The organism is Pseudomonas sp. S3E17, from assembly GCF_024168685.1.
GTDB classification, from domain to species: domain Bacteria; phylum Pseudomonadota; class Gammaproteobacteria; order Pseudomonadales; family Pseudomonadaceae; genus Aquipseudomonas; species Aquipseudomonas marginalis.
This window is the reverse complement of sequence record NZ_JALJWE010000001.1, coordinates 1,741,255-1,760,444: the sequence shown is the minus strand read 5'-3', so window position 1 is coordinate 1,760,444 and position 19,190 is coordinate 1,741,255. Positions and strand designations below refer to the sequence as shown.

The 19,190-nt window shown below is 61.3% G+C and carries 16 protein-coding genes; 7 read left to right on the top strand and 9 right to left on the bottom strand.

What is annotated here, in order from left to right:
* Window positions 1-32 precede the first annotated feature (32 nt).
* The gene (locus J3D60_RS07495) at window positions 33-1,880 is read left to right on the top strand and encodes a hypothetical protein (protein ID WP_253490705.1); all 1,848 of its coding nucleotides are present in this window, start codon (window positions 33-35) and stop codon (window positions 1,878-1,880) included.
* Between the two features lie 48 nt (window positions 1,881-1,928).
* Here J3D60_RS07495 and J3D60_RS07490 read toward each other — a convergent pair whose 3' ends face one another.
* From J3D60_RS07490 to J3D60_RS07465, 6 genes are all read right to left on the bottom strand, one after another.
* Entirely contained in the window at window positions 1,929-2,696 is a 768-nt protein-coding gene (locus J3D60_RS07490) for an SDR family oxidoreductase (protein WP_027608558.1), read from the bottom strand.
* 10 nt (window positions 2,697-2,706) lie between these two features.
* Entirely contained in the window at window positions 2,707-3,774 is a 1,068-nt protein-coding gene (locus tag J3D60_RS07485) for a phosphotransferase family protein (protein ID WP_253490703.1), read from the bottom strand.
* A 129-nt stretch (window positions 3,775-3,903) separates the two neighbouring features.
* Entirely contained in the window at window positions 3,904-4,857 is a 954-nt protein-coding gene (locus J3D60_RS07480; RefSeq protein WP_253490701.1) for a 2-hydroxyacid dehydrogenase, read from the bottom strand.
* Between the two features lie 127 nt (window positions 4,858-4,984).
* Complete coding sequence (locus J3D60_RS07475; RefSeq protein WP_253490699.1) at window positions 4,985-5,509, bottom strand: cysteine hydrolase family protein; 525 nt, start codon at window positions 5,507-5,509, stop codon at window positions 4,985-4,987.
* Window positions 5,510-5,784: 275 nt separating this feature from the next.
* Complete coding sequence (locus J3D60_RS07470) at window positions 5,785-6,216, bottom strand: hypothetical protein (RefSeq protein ID WP_065942042.1); 432 nt, start codon at window positions 6,214-6,216, stop codon at window positions 5,785-5,787.
* Window positions 6,217-6,268: 52 nt separating this feature from the next.
* Entirely contained in the window at window positions 6,269-6,769 is a 501-nt protein-coding gene (locus J3D60_RS07465) for a DUF4822 domain-containing protein (protein ID WP_253490698.1), read from the bottom strand.
* A gap of 442 nt (window positions 6,770-7,211) precedes the next feature.
* Between J3D60_RS07465 and J3D60_RS07460 the strand changes: the two genes are divergently transcribed.
* Together J3D60_RS07460 and J3D60_RS07455 are read left to right on the top strand one after the other, a co-directional pair.
* Window positions 7,212-8,489 (top strand): serine/threonine transporter, encoded by a 1,278-nt coding sequence (locus J3D60_RS07460; protein ID WP_027608552.1) that lies wholly within the window; start codon window positions 7,212-7,214, stop codon window positions 8,487-8,489.
* Window positions 8,490-8,633: 144 nt separating this feature from the next.
* A complete protein-coding gene (locus J3D60_RS07455; protein ID WP_253490695.1) occupies window positions 8,634-10,283 on the top strand; it encodes a SulP family inorganic anion transporter in 1,650 nt (549 codons plus the stop codon).
* 472 nt (window positions 10,284-10,755) lie between these two features.
* On the opposite strand, the gene acnB is transcribed toward J3D60_RS07455, so the two are convergent.
* Entirely contained in the window at window positions 10,756-13,365 is a 2,610-nt protein-coding gene (gene acnB / locus J3D60_RS07450) for a bifunctional aconitate hydratase 2/2-methylisocitrate dehydratase (protein WP_065942045.1), read from the bottom strand.
* A gap of 396 nt (window positions 13,366-13,761) precedes the next feature.
* On the opposite strand from acnB, the gene J3D60_RS07445 reads away from it, so the two are divergent.
* On the top strand, window positions 13,762-14,232 hold the full coding sequence (locus J3D60_RS07445) for a DUF1289 domain-containing protein (protein ID WP_065928006.1): 471 nt from the start codon (window positions 13,762-13,764) through the stop codon (window positions 14,230-14,232).
* A 34-nt stretch (window positions 14,233-14,266) separates the two neighbouring features.
* On the opposite strand, the gene J3D60_RS07440 is transcribed toward J3D60_RS07445, so the two are convergent.
* Complete coding sequence (locus J3D60_RS07440) at window positions 14,267-15,130, bottom strand: universal stress protein (protein WP_253490693.1); 864 nt, start codon at window positions 15,128-15,130, stop codon at window positions 14,267-14,269.
* Window positions 15,131-15,279: 149 nt separating this feature from the next.
* Here J3D60_RS07440 and J3D60_RS07435 point away from each other — a divergent pair, with 149 nt between their 5' ends.
* The gene (locus J3D60_RS07435; RefSeq protein ID WP_253490692.1) at window positions 15,280-15,882 is read left to right on the top strand and encodes a tRNA-(ms[2]io[6]A)-hydroxylase; all 603 of its coding nucleotides are present in this window, start codon (window positions 15,280-15,282) and stop codon (window positions 15,880-15,882) included.
* On the opposite strand, the gene J3D60_RS07430 is transcribed toward J3D60_RS07435, so the two are convergent.
* Window positions 15,838-17,037 (bottom strand): MFS transporter, encoded by a 1,200-nt coding sequence (locus J3D60_RS07430; protein ID WP_253490690.1) that lies wholly within the window; start codon window positions 17,035-17,037, stop codon window positions 15,838-15,840. The two genes, J3D60_RS07435 and J3D60_RS07430, sit on opposite strands and share 45 nt — an antisense overlap.
* A 157-nt stretch (window positions 17,038-17,194) precedes the next feature.
* Here J3D60_RS07430 and J3D60_RS07425 point away from each other — a divergent pair, with 157 nt between their 5' ends.
* Both J3D60_RS07425 and J3D60_RS07420 read left to right on the top strand, forming a co-directional pair.
* Window positions 17,195-17,902 carry a response regulator gene (locus J3D60_RS07425; RefSeq protein ID WP_065928008.1) on the top strand — a complete coding sequence of 236 codons (708 nt, stop codon included), beginning with the start codon at window positions 17,195-17,197 and terminating at the stop codon, window positions 17,900-17,902.
* Window positions 17,903-19,180, top strand: a complete 1,278-nt coding sequence (locus J3D60_RS07420; protein WP_253490688.1) for an ATP-binding protein — start codon at window positions 17,903-17,905, stop codon at window positions 19,178-19,180. It begins immediately after the preceding gene.
* Window positions 19,181-19,190 lie beyond the last annotated feature (10 nt).

The following is a 19,190-nucleotide window of genomic DNA, read 5'->3' as shown; positions in this document are numbered from 1 at the left end:
GGTGGCTGAACAACATAGTCCAAGGACATTCTATGAAGCAATTTACTTCCCCTTCCGTGCCACCGGTTACAGGGCGTCCGGTCGATCGTCCCAGCGGTGCGGCACCCAGTGCGCGTACTGCGTTTCCTGTGGTTGATTTTGCCGGCGGGCCCCTGCCGCCTGAAGCGATACCTGTGCGCAACACACCATCCGCAGCGGTTCCGAGCGCGACTTATCAGCGCATGACCGATCTGCCCACGCCTTCCGCGGTCACCCGAGATGCCATTTTCGCCGCCCTCGGTGACCCCATACCGGCGCCTGATCCCGCTACGGGGTTGCGTGAATATGATTCGCGCACTTACCTGAACCTGGACGACGGCACCACCGTTCTGGCGGTGCGCGATCCGCAGACCGGGGAATGGCGTGAAAGACCGCCGGATTCGCGCTTGCCACAAGGCCCGGCACTGTACCGGGTGCCGCAGACGAACACTTGGCGCAGTCACTCTGCGGCCAGTTCGTCCTCGTCTTCCCCGAGCCTGAGTCATAGCTCATCGGCGTCGTCACTGAGCCACAGTGCTTCGTCTTCCTCGCTGACCGCCCCACTGAGCAGTGTGAGCTTGTCGGCGACCCAGCGTATTGATCCGGTATGGGACCTGAGGCTTTACACGTTGCCGGTGAGTCCGGCCCCCGCCAACACCCTGGCGTTCCCGGGTAAGAAAGCCTTCATGATCGGGGCTGAGCAATATTTTATGGATGCCAATTATGGCAACCCATCAGGTGCCGTGCCGAATGCGCTACCCCATCTGTTTGCTGTGGGGGCGGGAGGCAATCTGGTAAACGCCGGGCGTATCGAACCGGAAGGCCTGTTCAGGTTAAACGACAACCGACATTATTTGCCGGCGGACACAGGTTTTTGCCCCGTGAGCTTCGATAGTGCAAGGCTGCGTTGGAAGGTGATGGACGCAGGCGGTCATGGCGGGGCAGGGATTTTTATTGAAATGGGTGGCGCGCCCGATAGCTGGGTGCCGATGCTGGCAGTGGATCAACTCTCGAATCTTTTTCAAGCGGCGCGGAATATCAAAGGTTATGCCGGGCGTGTGGGGGCAGTCGATCTGCGCAACAGCAGTATCGACCAGCGGGTTTATCACTACATGCAGGGCTACTTGCGGCAAATAGTCGGGTTTTGCGAGCCGACTGTCCGCAGTGCGCCAACCGCGCAAAAAGGCCGGCTGATCGATGCCTATATCTGGCGCAATGGTTATCCGTATGACTGTCTGGCTTCCATCTGCAGCGCCTTGGAAAACCGCCGCCCATTGCCTCCGGGGATGCCGATATACGATGGGTTTCAAGGTTTGGGCACGGTCAGGTGCTCAAAAGACGGAAACTTCAATGTGGCGCGTATCAGCCGCACCATGCAACTGCACTATCCCGATAGAAGACGGTCGTTGGCCGAAGAGGCGTTACTTGAGACGTGGCGGGAAAAAGACGCTGCCCGGGACAACAAGCGCAAGGGCGAAGTGAACGAAGCGATGTATGAGGCCCGGTTGACGGAAGATGGCTATACGGTACTTCCCGGCGGAACCTACGGAGGCGGACAGAATGGCTTTGATCGGGTGTTTGAAGGCCCGGCAGGCGATATCTACATTCTGGAAGCCAAGCATGTCAGTCATACCTCCGCCGGCGAGCTTGCCAACGTCAGCCTGGGAGGGACGACAAGCTCACGTCAAATGACCGACAGTTGGGTGCGGCAAGTGCTGGCGTTATCCCAGCCCGATACGCCGGCGGCCAGGCGCGTTTCCGACGCGTTGTGGCGTGGCCAGTTATTCAAGTTATTAGGCGCGACGTCCAAGGACGGCAAACTTGTCATGTTCAAGATTGACATGAGCCCCGTGGACTTCTAGCCGTGCTGGTATGCCTGGGAGCAAGCGCCCTTGCTCCCAGGCACGTGTTCAGGACAGGAAGCCGCCATCCACATTCAGCGACACACCGGTGGTGTAGCTCGACGCATCGCTGGCCAGGTACAGCACCGCACCGGCCATCTCGCTCGGGTCGGCCACGCGCTTGAGCGGGATCTGCGCCAGGGCCATTTTCAGGATCGCGTCGTTCTTCACCAGCGCCGAGGCGAACTTGGTGTCGGTCAGGCCCGGCAACAGGGCGTTGCAACGAATGCCGAACTCGGCGCATTCCTTGGCGAACACCTTGGTCATGTTGATCACGGCGGCCTTGGTCACCGAGTAGATGCCCTGGAACACGCCTGGCGAAATGCCGTTGATCGACGCCACGTTGATGATGCTGCCGCCACCGTTCTCGCGCATCAGCTTGCCGGCTTCCACCGACATGAAGAAGTAGCCGCGAATGTTGACGTCAACGGTCTTCTGGAAGGCGCCGAGGTCGGTGTCCAGCACGTTGCAGAACTGCGGGTTGGTCGCGGCATTGTTGACCAGGATATCCAGGCGGCCGAACTGCTCGCGGATGCCGGCAAACACCTGGGTAATCTGCTCCATTTCACCGATATGGCAGGCAATCGCCGTGGCCTTGCCGCCGTCGGCGATGATTGCATCCGCCACATGCTGGCAGCCTTCGAGCTTGCGGCTCGAGACGATCACGTGGGCGCCTTGCTGGGCCAGCAGCTTGGCGATGGCTTCACCGATGCCACGGCTGGCGCCGGATACAAAGGCAATCTTGCCGTCGAGGTCGAACAGGTGGGTCTTGGACATTAGCGATTCCTTAGAGGGCTGATTTACCGATGACATTCAGGCTCATCTGCTCCAGCAGCTTGTTCATGTGGATGAACTGCGCAAAGCGTTTGTCCTGGGTCTGGCCGTGGAAGAAGCGGTAGTAGATCTGCTGCACGATGCCGGCCAGGCGGAACAGGCCGTAGGTGTAGTAGAAGTCGAAATTGTCGATCTGGATCCCGGCGCGCTCAGCGTAGTAATCCACGAACTGGCGGCGGGTGAGCATGCCGGGGGCATTGCTCGGCTGGCGGCGCATCAGTTGCACCGGCGCCGGGTCGTCGGCTTCGATCCAGTAGGCGAGGGTGTTGCCCAGGTCCATCAGCGGGTCGCCGAGGGTGGTCAGTTCCCAATCCAGCACGCCGATGATCTGCATCGGGTTATGCGGGTCGAGGATCACGTTATCGAAGCGGTAGTCGTTATGCACGATGCTCGAGGTGGGATGGTCGGCGGGCATCTTGTCGTTGAGCCAGGCACGTACCTTTTCCCAGTTGGGGGCGTCGGGGGTCAGGGCTTTTTCGTAGCGGTCGCTCCAGCCACCGATCTGGCGTGCCACATAACCTTCAGGCTTGCCCAGGTCGGCCAGGCCGCAGGCGCGGTAGTCGACCTTGTGCAGTTCGACGAACTTGTCGATAAAGCTTTTGCACAACGCCTCGGTCCGGGTGGCATCCAGGCCCAGTTCGGCGGGCAGGTCGGAGCGCAGGATGATGCCGTTGACCCGTTCCATCACATAGAACTCGGCGCCGATCACCGACGCGTCGGTGCAGTGCACATAGGCCTTGGGGCAATACGGGAAACCATCCTTGAGCTGGTTGAGAATGCGGTATTCGCGGCCCATGTCGTGGGCGGACTTGGCCTTGTGGCCAAAGGGTGGGCGGCGCAGCACGAATTCCTGGCCGGGGTATTCCAGCAGGTAGGTGAGGTTGGATGCACCGCCGGGGAACTGGCTGATCGTGGGCGTGCCGCTCAGGCCAGGGATATGGGCCTTGAGGTAGGGATCGATCAGGTTGGCATCAAGTTCTTCGCCTGGGCGAATCTGGGTCGATTGGTCGTTAAGCGCCATGCTTATCCCTTCTGCTTATTCTAAAGGCGTCGGACTATTTCCTAATCTAATGCGCACCACCGCCCAGCGACAAGATCGGGGCGGCTTAATAGGTTAGCGTGTTGAAGGGTGATCAGCCTGCCTGATCGGTCATTTTTCGGGCGCGGGCAATACAACCGGGGTGAGCACCGGACGGCCGGCAAAGTATTCCACCAGGTTGTCGGCCACGCGCTGCACGGTGTCGTGGGCGGCCTCGGGAGACAGGCCGGCCACGTGGGACGTGAGCACGGTATTGCTCAAGCGCTTGAGGGCATCCGGCACCTTGGGTTCATCGTCGAACACGTCCAGCGCCGCGCCCCCGATACGGCGTTGTTCAAGGGCGATGACCAGGTCGGCGGTGACCACCACGCTGCCACGGCCGATATTCACCAGGTAACCGTTCGGGCCGAGGGCGTCCAGGGCGTGGCGGTCGATCAAGTGGCGCGTGCCGGCGCCGCCGGGCGTGGCCAGGATCAGGAAATCCGAGCTGCGCGCCAGCTCCACGGCCGTGGCGCAGTAGGTGTAGTCCACATCATCGCGCGGCTGGCGGTTGTGATAGCTCACTTCCATGCCAAAGCCGAGGGCCGCGCGCTTGGCGATTTCCAGGCCCACCGCGCCGAGCCCGAGTATGCCCAATTGCTTGCCGCCCAGGGACGGGCGCATGACCTTGGGCCATTCGCTGCGGCGTACCGCTGCGTCCGTCTGGGGAATGCCGCGCACCAGCGACAACAGCAGCGCCATGGCGTGGTCGGCCACCGATGGCGCATTCACCCCGGCGCCATTGGTGACCACGATGCCCCGATTGCTCGCGGCCTGCAGGTCGACATGCTCATAACCGGCGCCGATCACGCAGATGATCTCCAGCAGCGGCAGGGCCGCGATTTCTTCGGCATACAGGCCCAACGGGCCACGGGTCAGTACGGCCTTGATCTGCCCGCCATGGGTCTTGATCGCCTGGGCGCGCTCGCTGGGTGTGGGCGCCAGGATCACATGAAAGTCGTTGCTCTCGATGATTTGCAGGTATTCATTGATGGTTTCAACCAGAACCAGAACAGTGGTGGTCATCGGAAGGCTCTTCCTGAAGGGTTTGAGGGCATCAGTATGCGGGATTTGCGGGAGGGCGCGTTTTGCTCGGGTAGAAAAAATCTACGACTGCAGGCGCAAGCACGCTTGCTCCTACCGTCTGTACCGGTCAGAACCGGACGTCAGCCGCTTTCCCACTCAGCCCAAACGCCCCCGCCAGCGTGGCATTGTGATGCGCGATGATCGCCTCGGCCTTCAGCGCCGGGGTGTCCATGCAGGTATGGGCGTCTTCAGGCACGATCACCGAGAAGCCCAGCTCTACCGCCACGCGGCAGGTGGTGTCGATGCAGTACTGGGTTTTCATCCCGACGATCACCAGTTGATTAACCTCCAGGGCGCGCAGTCGTCGGGCCAGGTCGGTACCCAGGAAGCAACTGGGGCGGGTTTTGTCGAACAGATGGTCGTGAGTCTCGTCTACGTGCAGCCCTTGCCACAGTTGCCAATTCGGGCTGCCTGCAGCTATCGGCGAGCCCGCCGGGCCGGTATGGCGGGCGACCAGGATCGGCGCGCCGGCTTCACGGGCGCGGCCGATCAACGAGTTGATGGTGCCCAGCACGCGCTCCCGTTCAAAGGGTTTGTCGGGGCCATCGTACAAGCCGGTTTGCATATCGATGATCAACAGGGCATCAGCCATGGTATTGCTCCTTGTGAGTGCCAGTCGACGGAGCAATAAAAAGGCCCCGTCCATTGCTGGCGGGGCCTTGGGTTGAATCTGGGTGGTGTTTAGCTCGAGCACCCACGGCAACCGCACGACCCGCCTGGAGCGGTCGTGGTGGTGGTGCGGGTGAGGAGCTGCTGGAAAAAGGTCATGCCTCGATCATGCTGGGACAGGGGCGAGGCTGTCAAATGCATCAGGTGCCGAAAAAGTTGCGCCCCAGCTGGAACAGGGGCGCTGCTGCCAGCAGGAGATCACTGCGGGGGGCTACGTCGTGCCTTTTCCTGCTCGGCCTGAGCGATGGGCATGAAATTGTAGGTGGGGAAGAATTCCGTGGTGTAGACCCCCCATGCGGTGTTTTCGATCGCCAGGTTGACTTCCGCCAGGCGCGACGCCGGCAGGCGCAGCACGACGACCTGCCCGATACCCATGGTGATGTTCCAACTCAGCACTTCCACCCCGGCAGGCGGGAACACCTTGTGAAATTCCTGCTTGGCCAGTTGTTGTTTCAATTCGCTCAACGGGCGTGATTGATCGTGTTTAAGAAATACGGTCAACATGACGGCGTTGTCCGCTGTGGCAGCAGCGTTTTTTGCAGGAAGGGCTGTTGAAGTTTGCGCAGTCGCTACACCGGGTAACAGTGTCGCGGCCAGCAGTGCGGGTATTAACAGTTTGCGCATATTCATTGTCGGGTGCCTTGTTTATTATTCGGTTTTATCACTAAACATGAATGTTTAATCAGTTCGACATGACTGTCTTTATGGGGCCGGTGTAGGGGGCGTGTACCACATAAATTCGAACGGGCGGGTTAGTGCTGACCATATCGCGCGGCACTTCGCGGGAATAAGTGAATTCGCTGCTGTCGAGTTTTTCGAGCCTTCTGACAATGGTTCTGGTCGGGCCAACGTCAGGGACCAGGATATGGGTCTTTTTATCGCCGGTGACCAGGAAGTAACCGCCGCCGCCATCGGCGTGTTTCGAGCGGCCGGTATCGGTGTAGAAGAACTCGTAGCGATTGCGCTGCGGGTCCCACATCGATATGCCGACCACGCCGGGGTAGCTGGCCTTGACGTCGGTGTCCGGCTCGCCTTCGATATAAACCTTGGTGGTCAGCCATTGAGGCGAGGAAGCCAGTGCTTGAGCGTCAGGTTCAGACGCGGTTTGATTGGCGTAACTTTCAGACGAGCAGAGTAGGCCCGTTATCAACAAACCAGCAAAAACAACAGTGAGTCTTCGCATATTGGAATCCTTGTTATTTTAAATAAGCATGTTGTTCTTCGAGTGGAGCGGGGCGATGTTAGGTTGGTTTTTGGCGAATGCTCAATGGCTATGTAGGGTTGTGTAACAATTGCAAGGGTGTTGTGGTTAAACTTTTATTTAGATATGAGGCGTTTCTGGTTTTGCTGTAGGCGACTTCTCTAAAAGTATGGGAAGTCTATTGGTTAGAATCCCCGATCGCGCTCGTCAAGGGCGCCTGGCAGCCACTCGAGAAACCCGCGGCAGCTCCCCGAAACCACTGCCCAGGGCCGCGCTTGAGCCTCTGCACCGCATAACCGTTCCTCAGCTAAGTCTTTGCTTATTCACGAGAATCCCGGACAATCCGGCCCCTTCTATGGTCGGGGCGCTGCCTGTCAGGTTTTTCTGACTCGTCCCGGCCGTGTAAATGCGGAGATCCGACCGGATGAATGATCAGGCCAATAGCGTCGACGAACGCTATGCAACGACACCTGCAACCCTCTCAAGCTGGAGCCGCCAGGACACCACCTGGATGCTTGGCCTGTTCGGCACCGCCATTGGCGCCGGCACCTTGTTCCTGCCGATCAACGCCGGCCTGGGCGGCTTCTGGCCCTTGGTGATCCTGGCGGTGCTGGCGTTCCCGATGACGTTCTTTGCCCACCGAGGCCTGACCCGTTTCGTACTCTCCGGTCGTGCGGGTTCCGACATCACTGATGTGGTCGAAGAGCATTTCGGCGTCAAGGCCGGTGCGTTGATCACGCTGCTGTACTTCTTCGCAATCTTCCCGATCCTGCTGATCTACAGCGTGGCCCTGACCAACACGGTCAGCAGCTTCATGGAGCACCAGTTGCACATCATGCCGCCGCCACGGGCGTTGCTGGCGTTTGTGCTGATCCTCGGCCTGCTGGCGGTGGTGCGTTGCGGTGAACAGGTGATCGTCAAGGCCATGAGCCTGATGGTGTACCCGTTTATCGTCGCCTTGCTGTTCCTCGCGGTGTACCTGATCCCCCATTGGAACGGCGGCATCCTCAGCACCGCCAGTGTGGTGCCGGCGCCGTCGGCGTTGCTCAACACCTTGTGGCTGGCGATTCCGGTGATGGTGTTTTCGTTCAACCACTCGCCGATCATCTCGGCGTTTGCGGTCGACCAGAAGCGCCAGTACGGCGAACACGCCGATGAGCGCAGTTCGCAGATCCTGTCCCGCGCGCACCTGTTGATGGTGGTGATGGTGCTGTTCTTCGTGTTCAGTTGCGTGCTGACCCTGTCGCCGGCGCAACTGGCTGAAGCCAAACAGCAGAACCTGTCGATCCTGTCGTACCTGGCCAATCACTTCAACAACCCGACCATCGCGTTTGCCGCGCCGTTGATCGCGTTCGTGGCGATTGCCAAGTCGTTCCTGGGCCACTACATCGGCGCCAGCGAAGGCCTCAAGGGCCTGGTGCTCAAAAGCGGTCGCCGCCCGGCCGCCAAGACCCTGGACCGCATGACCGCCGCCTTCATGCTGGTGGTGTGCTGGATCGTTGCCACGCTGAACCCCAGCATCCTTGGCATGATCGAGACCCTGGGCGGGCCGATCATTGCGTCGATCCTGTTCCTGATGCCGATGTACGCGATCCGCAAGGTGCCGGCCATGGCCAGGTACCGTGGGCAGGCGTCCAACGTGTTTGTCACGGCGGTGGGCCTGGTGGCGATTACCGCATTGATTTACTCGCTGCTGTCCTGACCCCGGGGCTCACGCCCGCAAGCCGATTCGCGCACACCGCGAATCGGCTTTTTTTTGCCTGCGCAAAAGCTGACGCGGCGCAACCGTCACCGACCAATGAGGGCTAAGCTTACCCACGCTTTTTGCCAGGATGGGTTGGGCCGATTGAAGACTGAAACCGATGCACCCGTTGCTGTACCGTCGAACCGCATCCAAGACCTGCTGGCCGGCTTATCCATTGCCGGTTTGCTGCTGCCGGAGGCCGTGGCCTATTCCAGTATTGCCGCGCTGCCGCCCCAGGCCGGGGTGATCGCCTTGTTTGCCGGGCTGGTGTGCTACGGCCTGTTCGGCAGCAGCCGTTTTGCGATTGTCTCGGCCACCTCGTCGTCGGCAGCCGTGTTGGCGGCGGCCACGGCCAGCCTGGCGGGTGACGACCCGGCGCTGAGGCTTTCCCTGGCCTTCGGGCTGGTGTTGCTCACCGGGGTGTTTTTCCTGTTGGCCGGACTGTTCAAGCTCGGCGGCGTCACCTCGTTTATCGCCAAACCGGTATTGCGTGGCTTCGCCTTCGGCCTGGCGCTGACCATCATCCTCAAGCAATTGGCCGGTGTGGTGGGTGTGCACCTCACCGATAACAACCTGATCCGTTTTCTGCCGCAGTTGCTGGAGCAGCTGCCGCGCTGGAACTGGCCTGCGGCACTGGTGGCGGCGCTGGCGTTGCTGGTGTTGTGGCTGTGCGCACGCCTCCCGCGCCTGCCCGGTGGCCTGGTGGTCGTGGTACTCGGCATCGTTGCCGGGCAGTATCTGGACCTGCAGGCCTACGGGGTGGCGCAGATCGGCATGATCGACCTGCGCCTGGAGCTGGGGCATTTGCCGGTGCTGCCGTTTGCCGACTGGCTGCGCCTGGGGGAATTGGCGTTTGCGCTGGTGATGATCCTGTACGCGGAGTCCTACGGTTCTATCAGTTCGTTCGCGCTCAAGCATGGCGACCGCGTGTCATCCAACCGTGACCTGCTGGCGCTGGGCGCGGCCAACCTGGTTTCCGGGTTGTTCCACGGCATGCCGGCCGGTGCCGGGTATTCGGCGACGTCGGCCAACGAGGCGGCCGGCGCCTATTCGCGCCTGGCGGGGATTGTCGCGGCGCTGGTGATCTTGCTGATTGTGCTGACAGTGCTGCCCTATGTCGCGCTCACGCCGGAGCCGGTGCTGGCCGCCGTCGTCATCTATGCCCTGGGACGAGGCTTGAGCGTGCAGCCGCTGGGGCGTTATTTCCTGTGGCGGCGCGATCGCGTGCTGGTGATCTGTGCCGTAACGGCAGTGCTGGTGCTCGGTGTGCTGGATGGTTTGCTGGTGGCGGTCGCGATCAGCGTGATGTTAATGCTGCGCCAGATGTCGTCAGCCGACATCCAGGTACTGGGGCGCCTGGGTGACAGCCATGACTTTGTCGACCGCCAGCACCATGCCGATGCCCTGGCCGTGCCGGGGGTCTTGATCGTCCGGCCCAGCGAGGCGCTGTTTTTTGCCAATGCCGAACGCATCCTGGGCGCGGCCTTGCGCCTGATGCGCCGGTCGCCGGTCGAGGCGGTGGTGTTGAGCCTGGAAGAATCCCCGGACCTGGACGGCACCAGCATCGAAGCCCTGGCGGCGTTTTTTGCCCAGGTGCACGGGGAGGGCAAGCGCCTGGTACTGGCCCGTGTGCGGCATGAGGCGCGTGAGGTGTTGCAGGGGCTGCCCGAAGCGCTCGCGCCCCATGTGCTGCTCAGTGGCTTGAGCGTCGATGGCGCGGTGCAGCTGGCGCTTGAGGTGGGCAAAGCGTGACGCGTGGGGCTTGCTCCCGATAGCGGTGGGTCAGTGGCAGACGCGTCAACTGACGGGGCAAGCCCCCTCCCACATTTGGAGCGATGTACATCAGTCGGCTCATTCTCAGGCCCAGGATCAGACGGTGGCGCAGCTGAAGGTATAAGGTCGCCTGGCGCGGTCGAAACTGTGGGAGGGGGCTTGCTCCCGATAGCGGTGGGTTAGTGGCAGATGCATCAACTGACACTCCCTCATCGGGGGCAAGCCCCCTCCCACATTTGGATCGGTGTACATCAGTCAGCTCATTCTCAGGATCAGACGGTGGTGTGGTTGAAGGTATAAGGTCGCTTGGCGCGGTCAAAACTGTGGGAGGGGGCTTGCCCCCGATAGCGGTGGGTCAGTAGCAAAGGGATCAACTGAATGTGTTGGTATTCCAGGCATAAAAAACGCCGCGTACCTTGCGATACGCGGCGTCTTTTACATCAACACACCGTTAAGCTTGAATCACCGGGATGTTGGCGCTTGCTGCGATTTTGCGGAACTCGGCGATCTGGTCGAAGTTCAGGTAGCGGTAGACGTCACTGGCCATGGTGTCCAGTTTCGCTGCGTAGCCCATGTACTCTTCGACGGTCGGCAGGCGACCCAGGGTGGAGGCGACTGCCGCCAGCTCAGCCGAAGCCAGGTAGACGTTCGCGCCGTCACCCAGGCGGTTCGGGAAGTTACGGGTCGACGTCGATACCACGGTCGAGTTCGGCTCTACACGTGCCTGGTTACCCATGCACAGCGAGCAGCCCGGCATTTCCATGCGCGCGCCAGCCTTGCCGTAGATGCCGTAGTAGCCTTCTTCGGTCAACTGGTGAGCGTCCATCTTGGTCGGCGGCGACAGCCACAGACGAGTTGGCAACTGACCCTTGACCTGCTCCAGCAACTTACCGGCAGCACGGAAGTGACCGATGTTGGTCATGCACGAACCGATGAACACTTCGTCGATCTTCTCGCCGGCAACGCTGGACAACAGGCGGGCATCATCCGGGTCGTTCGGTGCGCAGAGGATCGGCTCGTTGATTTCGGCCAGGTCGATCTCGATGATTTCAGCGTATTCCGCGTCGGCATCGGCTTCCATCAGTTCCGGGTTGGCGACCCAGGCTTCCATCGCTTGGGCACGACGTTCCAGGGTGCGGGCATCGCCGTAGCCTTCGCCGATCATCCAGCGCAGCAGGGTGATGTTGGAGTTCAGGTACTCGGTGACGGACTCTTTCGACAGCTTGATGGTGCAACCGGCAGCCGAACGTTCGGCCGAGGCGTCGGAGAGCTCGAAAGCCTGCTCCAGCGTCAGGTCGTTCAGGCCTTCGATTTCCAGGATGCGGCCGGAGAAGGCGTTTTTCTTGCCTTTCTTCTCTACGGTCAGCAGGCCAGCCTGGATCGCGTAGTAAGGAATGGCATGAACCAGGTCACGCAAGGTGATGCCAGGTTTCATCTTGCCTTTGAAGCGCACCAGGATCGATTCCGGCATGTCCAGCGGCATGACGCCGGTGGCTGCGGCGAAGGCGACCAGACCGGAACCGGCCGGGAACGAGATGCCCATCGGGAAACGGGTGTGGGAGTCACCACCGGTGCCGACGGTATCCGGCAGCAGCATGCGGTTCAGCCAGCTGTGGATGATGCCGTCGCCTGGACGCAGCGATACACCGCCACGGGTCATGATGAAGTCAGGCAGGGTGTGGTGGGTGGTCACGTCGATCGGCTTTGGATACGCCGCGGTGTGGCAGAAGGACTGCATCACCAGGTCGGTCGAGAAGCCCAGGCACGCCAGGTCTTTCAGTTCGTCACGGGTCATCGGACCGGTGGTGTCCTGGGAACCCACGGTGGTCATCTTCGGTTCGCAGTAGGTACCTGGACGAACGCCTTTGCCTTCCGGCAGGCCGCACGCTTTGCCGACCATTTTCTGGGCCAGGGTGAAACCCTTGCCCGTGTCGACCGGTGCTTCAGGCAGCTTGAACAGGTCGGTAGGGCCCAGGCCCAGCTCGGCGCGCGCCTTGTCGGTCAGGCCACGGCCGATGATCAGCGGGATACGGCCGCCGGCGCGGACTTCGTCGAGCAGGACCGGGGTCTTCATTTCGAAGGTGGTCAGGACTTCGTCGGTGCCGTGTTTGCAGACTTTGCCAGCATGGGGGTACAGGTCGATCACGTCGCCCATGTTCATGTTGGTCACGTCGAATTCGATCGGCAGTGCGCCGGCATCTTCCATGGTGTTGTAGAAGATGGGAGCGATCTTGCTGCCGAAGCAGAAGCCGCCGGCGCGCTTGTTCGGCACGTAGGGAACGTCGTCGCCGAAGAACCACAGCACCGAGTTGGTCGCGGATTTACGCGAAGAGCCGGTACCGACCACGTCACCGACGTAGGCGATCGGGAAGCCTTGGCCGCGCATTTCTTCGATCTGCTTCATCGGGCCGGTCTTGCCTTGCTCGTCCGGTACGATGCCTTCACGTGCCATTTTCAACATGGCCAGGGCGTGCAGCGGGATGTCAGGGCGGGACCAGGCGTCCGGGGCAGGGGACAGGTCGTCGGTGTTGGTTTCGCCGGTGACCTTGAACACGCGCAGGCTGATCTTGTCGGCCAGGGTCGGGCGGTTACGGAACCACTCGCCGTCAGCCCAGGACTGGATCACGGCTTTGGCGTGCGCGTTGCCGTTGCGGGCTTTTTCGGCGACGTCGTGGAACGCATCGAACATCAGCAGGGTGTGCTTGAGTTGGGCAGCCGCGACAGGCGCCAGCTCGGCGTCGTCCAGCAGCTCGACCAACGTCACGATGTTGTAGCCGCCCTGCATGGTGCCGAGCAGTTCAACCGCGCGTTTCTTGTCGATCAGGGGGGAAGTGGCTTCGCCCTTGGCCAGGGCAGACAGGAAACCGGCCTTGACGTAGGCAGCTTCGTCAACGCCCGGTGGAATGCGGTTGGTGATCAGGTCAACGAGGAATTCTTCTTCGCCAGCCGGAGGATTCTTCAGCAGCTCAACCAGGCCTGCGGTTTGTTCGGCATTAAGCGGCTGGGGAACGATACCCAGTGCTGCACGCTCTTCGATATGTTTGCGGTAGGCTTCAAGCACAGTTATTACCCTCATCAGTGGTCCCACGGGACGCTCATCCAGAAATGAACGGCACGCATGCGCTCGGGGGCTTTTTGGGCCGCAAAGCCAGCGCTGCCGGCATTCCTTACAGAAGCTGCTTTCAAAGTTTTACGCCTGCAGAACGGAGCTGATGAGGGTTGGCGCTGATCATTACCTACCGGGTAATAACCATCGCCAACACCGTTCTGAAGGAACGACTGTGCTCGTGACGCTTTGAAAACAGCTTCCAGCGGATTATTGGCGCCTTACAAGGCCGGATGATTCTACGGCAAAAAATTTCGAAAGGTAAGTTGCATCACCAAGTTTGCTGGGTGATCAACCTTAGACAAAGGGCTAACATGGCGCACTGTTTCGCTGATTTGCGTGTCGTTGCCCATGTCCAACCAAACCATCAAGACCCCTTGCGTCGGCCTGTGCTCCACGGTCTACGGCGATCTCGTGTGCCGTGGCTGCAAGCGTTTCCACCACGAAGTGATCCAGTGGAATGGCTATAACGAGGAAGAAAAACGTGCGGTCTGGCTGCGGCTGGAGCAACTGTTGGTGCAGGTGATGGCCGGCAAGCTCGAGATTTTCGACCCCAAGACCCTGCGCGGCCAACTGGAGCAACGCAAGATCCGTTTCGTGCCGCACCAGTCCGAGTACTGCTGGGCGTACCAGCTGATTGCCCGCGGCGCGCGGGTGATCAATAACCTGGAGGCGTACGGCATGGTGCTGTTGCCGGAGTTTCGCGACTGGGCCTTGCCGGAACTGCGCGATGCCATCGACCGTGAGTTCTTTATCCTGTCCGAGGCCCATTACCAGCGCTATATCGCCCCGGGGTTCCTGAGAGACGCGCTCGCTGACTGACAACACACATCCCAATGTGGGAAGGGGATCGGCGTCAGGCCTTGGTCGCCAGTTCCTCCAGGTGATCCATCAACGTCTGCGGCTTGAGCACCAGTACATCACTGTCCACCGCATCCAGGATCACCTCCGCGGTATTACCGATCAACGCCCCGGAAATGCCGGTGCGCCCCACGGTGCCGATGATGGTCACGGCCGCTTTCAATGTGTGGGCCAGGTGGGGGATCAATACATCCGCCGGGCCCTCCTCGACATGCAGGTGCGCGTCATCCACATCGAATTCAGCCTGGAACGCCTTGCACTGCTCCCGATAACGCGCCTCGATGGTTTCCTTGAGCTGGAACGTCGGGTCCGCCGCCGACAACATCGGCGACGGATGGGCGCTGATCACATGCAACTGCGCCTTGGCCAGGCTGGCGATGTCGAAGCCATGATCGATGATCGCGTGATGCAGCTCGCGGTGTTCTCCGTCGTTGTTGCCCACATCAATCGCCGCCAGAGTCACCCCGCCCGCCCACGGTGTGGACGTCTTGACCAGCAACACCGGCGTCGGGCACAAGCGCAACAGCTTCCAGTCCGCCGGCGTCAGCAGCGCCTTTTTAAGCGGGCTGTCGGGAAAGTGCTGCTTGATCACCAGCCCACAGCCTTCGGCCTGCTGCACGTCGATAATGGTGTCATGCAGGCTTTCATTCCACGCCTGCTCGGTGGTCACGCTGTAACCGTCCTCCTGCAAACCGGCCTTGAGCAGGCTCAACAGCGCCGAATGCTCGTGTTTCTTGTCGCAGACCAGCAAGTGCAGGTGCGCGCCGGTGACCCCGGCGATCAGCTTGGCGCGCTTGAGGGCCAGGCTTTCCGAATGCGCGGGCTCGATGACCACCAGGATGCTGCGAATGGCTTGCATGATCGGATCTCCAAAAGGGTGGGCGTGGAACAACTATAGTTGCTGCCCGCCAGACGTCATGTTGATGCACATCAAGGCCGGTGGCTGGTGGTCTGCGGTGCGGTGGGTATAATCGGCGGCCTTTTTGTGATCCTTTGCCCGTGAGCCCGATGAACCTGCCCGAAATCCACGAATTCCTCGGTTGCCGAACCCCCGATGCCTGGGTGCAGGCCGCACTGGCCGATCAGGACACCCTGTTGATCGACCACAAGAACTGCGAATTCAAAGCGGCCAGCACCGCCCTGAGCCTGATCGCCAAGTACCACGCCCACGTTGACCTGATCAATATGATGTCGCGGCTGGCCCGGGAAGAACTGGTGCACCACGAGCAAGTCATGCGCCTGATCAAGAAGCGCAAGGTCGAGTTGCGCCAACTGCACGCCGGGCGCTATGCCTCCGGTTTGCGCAAGGTGGTGCGCAGCCACGAACCCGTCAAGCTGGTGGATACCCTGGTGGTCGGCGCCTTTATCGAAGCCCGCAGTTGCGAGCGTTTCGAAGCCCTGGTGCCGCATTTGGACGAAGAACTCGGCAAGTTCTACTTCGGCCTGCTGAAAAGCGAGGCGCGGCACTTCCAGGGTTACCTGAAGCTGGCCTACCAGTACGGCGACGCCAAGGACATCGCCCAGGTGATCGAGCGGGTGAGGGGGGCCGAGCAGGAACTGATCGAATCACCCGATATCGAGTTCCGCTTTCACAGTGGCGTGCCAGCCTGAGGCCACGGCCACGCCGATCAAGGCGGTGATCCCGGTCAGCAGCAGGATCACCGCTTGCGTGCCCAAGGGCGCCGCCAGCAGCGCAATCATCAGGCCGGCCAGCGGCTGGGGCAGGTTGTTGAGCAAGGTGATCACGCCCACGGTCTTGCCGAAGTCCTGCACCGGAATGACCCGCTGGCGGGTGCTGCGCAGGTACACGTTGAACATCTTGTCGAAGCCGGTGACCAGCAGGAAGCCCAGGGTGTATGCCCACAGGTTGGGACTGATCGCCATGATCAACGCGCCGGCGCCGATCATCGAGTAAGACAGCCCGCCCAGCACTTTCAAGGGCAGGGCGGCGCGCGCCAGGTAAAACAGGATGGCAATGGTCACCCCCGCGCCGGCCGCCTGCAGCAGGGCATAGGTGTCCTTGTCGGCGGCGTACAGCCCGGTGACCATGGCGGCGGAGGTGGCCAGCGTCACCCCGATGATCAGGTTCACACCGACCGCCAGGGTAATGATCCGCTTCAGTTCCGCCAGGTTACGGATATGCCCGAAGGCGATGCGCAGCGGTTGCAGCCAGATGTCCCGGTGCTGCCGATGGGTGTCCAGGCTTGCCGTGGTTTTACGCTGCCAGGCCAGCATCGCCAAGTCTGCCAGCACAAACAGCCCGGCAATCCCCAGCACCACCCAATGCCAGGCCCACACCTCCAGCATCAGCGCAGCCACCAGCGGCCCCAGCACCAGGCCGCTCTGGTCGGCGATCTGCGAGTAGGAGAGGGTCTTGGCATAGCTGTACTGCTGGAAGACATGGGGCATCAGCACTTCGCGGGCCATGATGCCCTGGGTCGTCAGCACGCCGCACAACGCCGACAGCAGCACCAGCCAGTAGATACCGTCGAACATCCCATACAACGCCACCGCCACCACACAGGACAGTGCCCGGTAAACCTGGCTGATATGCAGGATGCGCACCGGCGAATACTTGTCGCACAACGCCCCGCACACCGGAAACGCGAGATAGCGCGGCAGTGACTCGACAAAGAAGGCCAGCCCGGCCCAGGACACGCTGTGGGTGGTCTGGAACACGATCAGCGGCACGATAAACAACAGAATCTGGTCCGCCAGCCTCGACAGGAACAGCGAAACGAAGAACGCCAGGTAATCCTTGCGCATACAACTCCCTGTGGATGGCGTTAAAAAGTGCGGGCTATTTGTTAAAAACTCTTAAAAGCATGAAGCTTCGTCGGCACCCACTGGCCAGTTGCTTTAGTTGCCCAGCTTGCCACCTATAATGCCCGCTCTTCAATCCGCCTTTGCACACTGAGAACTTATGGAAAACCTGGGTCTGGGCAAGGTCCTGCTCGTTGAGGACGACGAGAAGCTGGCAGGGCTGATCGCGCATTTTCTGTCACAGCATGGCTTTGAGGTCCGCGTGGTGCACCGTGGCGATGAAGCCCTGGCGGCGTTCCTCGACTTCAAACCCAAGATCGTCGTGCTCGACCTGATGCTGCCGGGCCAGAGTGGCCTGCATGTGTGCCGCGAAATCCGCACGGTGTCCGATACCCCCATTGTGATCCTCACTGCCAAGGAAGACGACCTGGACCACATTCTCGGCCTGGAGTCGGGTGCCGACGACTATGTGATCAAGCCGATCAAGCCGCCGGTACTGCTCGCACGCCTGCGCGCCCTGCAACGTCGCCAGGCGCCCGAGCCGACGGTGCGCGGCGCCCTCGCGTTCGGCCGCTTGGCGATTGACCGCAGTTGCCGGGTGGTCAGCCTGGGGGACGAGCAGATCGACCTCACCACCATGGAGTTCGAGCTGCTGTGGTTGCTGGCCAGCAGCGCGGGCAAGATTCTTTCCCGCGACGACATCCTCAACCGCATGCGCGGCATCGCCTTCGACGGCCTTAACCGCAGCGTCGACGTATACATCAGCAAGCTGCGCGGCAAGCTCAATGACAACCCCCGTGAGCCGGTGTGCATCAAGACCATCTGGGGCAAGGGTTATCTGTTCAATCCGTTTGCGTGGGAGGTCTAGATGCTGCGCCTGTTTCTGCGCCTGTATGTGATTCTGGCGATCGGCCTGGCGGGGGCGATCTGGCTGGTCAACTACACCTTTGACGAACTGCTCCCCGAAGCCAACGAGACCTATAACCGCGAAGCCATGCGTGGTCCGGCATACGGCTTGGTGGAGCAACTGCGGCCATTGCCCGTGGAGCAGCGCGCTGCCCGGCTGGCCGAGTTGCAGCCCCACTACGGCCTGCGCCTGAAGCTGGTGCAAAAGGATGCCCAGGCCCTCACCGAGCGCGAACAGAAGCTTCTGGAGCAGGGCTTGCTGGTGGTGCGCGGCGACTTCATGGAGTTTCTCACGGGCATCGACGGTGGCGCGCAACTGCTGGAAATCAAGCTGCCGGAAGAGCCCAAATGGTTATACCTGTGGGCCTACGGTTTTCTCGGGCTGTGCCTGGCCATCGTCCTGTATTTCTGGGTGCGCCCGCACTGGCGCGACCTGGAACATATCCGCCTGGCCGCGCAGCGCTTCGGCGACAACGACCTCGGCTCGCGCATTCTGCTGCCGCGCAGCTCCACCGTGCGTGCGCTGGCCGGGCACTTCAACCAGATGGCCGAGCGCATCGAAAGCCTGATCGCCAACCAGCGCGAACTTACCAATGCGGTGTCCCACGAGCTGCGTACGCCGATTGCACGGTTATCGTTCGAACTCGACCAACTCAAGCAACAGGCCGACCCGCACCAGCGGGGCGAATTGATCGCCGATATGTACGCCGACCTCGGCGAGCTGGAGGAGATGGTGTCCGAGCTGCTCACCTACGCCAGCCTGGAGCGCGGCGCCACTCAGGTCACCCGCGAGCGCATCGAGGCCCACAGCTGGCTCGACAGCGTGATCGGCAGCGTCGCGCTGGAGGCGGAGGCGGCCGGCATCCAGTTGTCGCTGCGCACCTGCGAGGTCGACGTTATCCAGATCGAACCGCGCTTCATGGCCCGCGCCGTGATCAACCTGCTGCGCAATGCCATCCGTTATGCCGAGCGCCGGGTCGAGGTGTCGCTGGTGAAGTTCGGCGAGGGCTACGAAGTGCGTGTGTGTGACGACGGCCCCGGCGTGCCTGAGGAAGGCCGGGCCAGGATCTTCCAGCCCTTCATGCGCCTGGATGCCAGTCGCGACCGCCGCACCGGCGGCTTCGGCCTCGGCCTGGCGCTGGTGCAACGGGTGTCGCAGTGGCATGGCGGGCACGTGCACGTAATGGATTCGGAGTGGGGCGGGGCGTCGTTTCGCATGACGTGGGCGTATGCCGAATAAGTACCCGGAG

What these genes read in the sequence shown, in the direction of transcription:
- J3D60_RS07425 (WP_065928008.1), top strand. Translation starts at nt 17,195, where the DNA reads ATGGAAAACCTGGGTCTGGGCAAGGTCCTGCTCGTTGAGGACGACGAG.
- J3D60_RS07420 (WP_253490688.1), top strand. Translation starts at nt 17,903, where the DNA reads ATGCTGCGCCTGTTTCTGCGCCTGTATGTGATTCTGGCGATCGGCCTG.
- J3D60_RS07460 (WP_027608552.1), top strand. Translation starts at nt 7,212, where the DNA reads ATGAATGATCAGGCCAATAGCGTCGACGAACGCTATGCAACGACACCT.
- J3D60_RS07475 (WP_253490699.1), bottom strand. Translation starts at nt 5,509, where the DNA reads ATGGCTGATGCCCTGTTGATCATCGATATGCAAACCGGCTTGTACGAT.
- J3D60_RS07485 (WP_253490703.1), bottom strand. Translation starts at nt 3,774, where the DNA reads ATGGCGCTTAACGACCAATCGACCCAGATTCGCCCAGGCGAAGAACTT.
- J3D60_RS07445 (WP_065928006.1), top strand. Translation starts at nt 13,762, where the DNA reads ATGTCCAACCAAACCATCAAGACCCCTTGCGTCGGCCTGTGCTCCACG.
- J3D60_RS07495 (WP_253490705.1), top strand. Translation starts at nt 33, where the DNA reads ATGAAGCAATTTACTTCCCCTTCCGTGCCACCGGTTACAGGGCGTCCG.
- J3D60_RS07480 (WP_253490701.1), bottom strand. Translation starts at nt 4,857, where the DNA reads ATGACCACCACTGTTCTGGTTCTGGTTGAAACCATCAATGAATACCTG.
- J3D60_RS07435 (WP_253490692.1), top strand. Translation starts at nt 15,280, where the DNA reads ATGAACCTGCCCGAAATCCACGAATTCCTCGGTTGCCGAACCCCCGAT.
- J3D60_RS07465 (WP_253490698.1), bottom strand. Translation starts at nt 6,769, where the DNA reads ATGCGAAGACTCACTGTTGTTTTTGCTGGTTTGTTGATAACGGGCCTA.
- J3D60_RS07440 (WP_253490693.1), bottom strand. Translation starts at nt 15,130, where the DNA reads ATGCAAGCCATTCGCAGCATCCTGGTGGTCATCGAGCCCGCGCATTCG.
- J3D60_RS07490 (WP_027608558.1), bottom strand. Translation starts at nt 2,696, where the DNA reads ATGTCCAAGACCCACCTGTTCGACCTCGACGGCAAGATTGCCTTTGTA.
- J3D60_RS07470 (WP_065942042.1), bottom strand. Translation starts at nt 6,216, where the DNA reads ATGAATATGCGCAAACTGTTAATACCCGCACTGCTGGCCGCGACACTG.
- J3D60_RS07430 (WP_253490690.1), bottom strand. Translation starts at nt 17,037, where the DNA reads ATGCGCAAGGATTACCTGGCGTTCTTCGTTTCGCTGTTCCTGTCGAGG.